This window comes from Stenotrophomonas sp. 2YAF22 (genome assembly GCF_052114665.1).
GTDB classification, from domain to species: Bacteria; Pseudomonadota; Gammaproteobacteria; order Xanthomonadales; family Xanthomonadaceae; genus Stenotrophomonas; species Stenotrophomonas indicatrix.
This window is the reverse complement of the sequence record NZ_JBFRFE010000742.1, coordinates 1-1,855: the sequence shown is the minus strand read 5'-3', so window position 1 is coordinate 1,855 and position 1,855 is coordinate 1. Positions and strand designations below refer to the sequence as shown.

Sequence of the window (1,855 nt, the reverse complement as noted above, 5' to 3'; positions counted from 1 at the left end):
GGGGACGGCGCCGAACTCGCTGCGCTCAGACATCGGCGCCTCTGTGCCCCTGATTCCCCTGCGATGCTCGGCTCGCTGCAAGGCGGACCCAAGATCAAACGCCACAGCTGCACCCAGTAGATCCACGCCATGCGTGGATGCTCTTGCCGTTGATCTTGATCTTCCGGCCCGCCTTATAGCAAGCCGAGCACCGCAGGTCCGGCGAGGGCGAAGAGGCGCGGGTGTCCGAGCGTAGCGAGTTCCCGCGCCGTCCCTCGGCGGACCGAGGAGCGCAGGGTACCGGCGTGCACAGCACGTCGGCTCGCGGCCGGCGGCGCGTTTCTTTTGGTTACTTTTCTTTTCGCGCGAAAAGAAAAGTGACGCCCCTCCGCAGGCGCGGAAAYGATCCGCCGGGCATGGCCCGGCGCTACCGACGCGTGGGTGCRCAAACAAAAACGCCCGGCGCGAGGCCAGGCGTTCCTGCACTGCTCTACAAGCGGAGGCTTATGCCACCGTCGACGCCCGCAGCGCGGCGATGCGCTCTTCCAGCGGCGGGTGGCTCATGAACAGCTTCTTCGCCGTCGACCCGGCAATACCGAACGCGGCGATCTGCGTCGGCAGGGTGCTCTGGCCGTGGTTGAGCTGCAGCCGCTCCAGCGCCGAGATCATCTTCTGACGGCCGGCCAGCGATGCACCGCCGGCATCGGCACGGAATTCGCGGTGGCGCGAGAACCACATCGAGATCATCGTGGCGAACAGGCCGAACACCATCTCCAGCACGAACACGATGATGTAATACGCAAAGCCACGGCCACCACCTTCGCGGTTGCCCGACAGCGCGCTGTCGATCACCCCGCCGACTACGCGGGCCAGCACGATCACGAAGGTGTTCAGCACGCCCTGCAGCAGTGCCATGGTGATCATGTCTCCGTTGGCGACGTGGGCGATCTCATGGCCGAGCACGGCTTCGGCTTCATCCTCGCTCATGTTGTGCAGCAGCCCGGTGGACACCGCCACCAGCGCGTTGTTGCGGTTGGCACCGGTGGCGAACGCGTTGATCTCCGGGCCGTCATACACCGCCACTTCCGGCATGCCGATACCGGCTGCCTTGGCCTGGCGCTCGACGGTGGCCAGCAGCCAGCGCTCGGTCTGGTTGCGCGGCTCGGTGATCACCACCGCACCGGTGGAGCGCTTGGCCATCCACTTGGACAGCAGCAGCGAGATGAGCGAACCACCAAAACCGAAGATGGCCGCCATGACCAGCAGGCCGCTCATCGAACGGGAGTCCACGCCCAGGATTGACATCACGATGCTCGCGAGGATCAGCACCGCGAGGTTGGTCGCTAGAAAGAGGGCAATACGGGTGAACATGGGAAATTCCGGCTCGGAAGGGGTCGATATCCGTCAATCTGCGGTGCAGTCAGCTTGAATTCAAGCGCCAACCTGACCGACGATTCAGCTGCATGACCTCCTCCCTCTCCTGCGGCCGCTTCGCGCCCTCGCCCACCGGCCTGCTGCATCCCGGCTCGCTGCTTGCCGCCTTCGGCAGCTGGCTGCTTGCGCGCCACCATGGCGGCCTGTGGCGGTTGCGCATCGAAGACGTCGATCCACCCCGCACGGTGGCCGGCGCCGCACAGGCGCAACTGCAGGCGCTGGCCGCCTTCGGCCTGCTTCATGACGGGCCGGTGATCTGGCAGAGCGCGCGTAGCGACGCCTACCAGACGGCGCTGGACCGCCTGTTGGCCGATGGCAACGCGTTCGTCTGCCACTGCAGTCGGAGCGACCTGGCCGCCAATGGCGGCATCCACCAGCGCTGCGTCGCGCGGCAGGCACGACCGGACCCGGCCGTCCGCTTCCGCGTGCCGCCCGGCAGCAT

2 protein-coding genes are annotated in these 1,855 nt (G+C 66.5%); one reads left to right on the top strand and one right to left on the bottom strand.

Annotated features, from left to right (window positions below; translation table 11 throughout):
- Positions 1–483 precede the first annotated feature (483 nt).
- The gene (htpX, locus tag AB4Y84_RS20645) at positions 484–1,350 is read right to left on the bottom strand and encodes a protease HtpX (protein ID WP_025876385.1); all 867 of its coding nucleotides are present in this window, start codon (positions 1,348–1,350) and stop codon (positions 484–486) included.
- A 92-nt stretch (positions 1,351–1,442) separates the two neighbouring features.
- On the opposite strand from htpX, the gene AB4Y84_RS20640 reads away from it, so the two are divergent.
- On the top strand, positions 1,443–1,855 hold a 413-nt coding region (locus tag AB4Y84_RS20640; RefSeq protein ID WP_442250817.1), incomplete at its 3' end, for a glutamate--tRNA ligase family protein.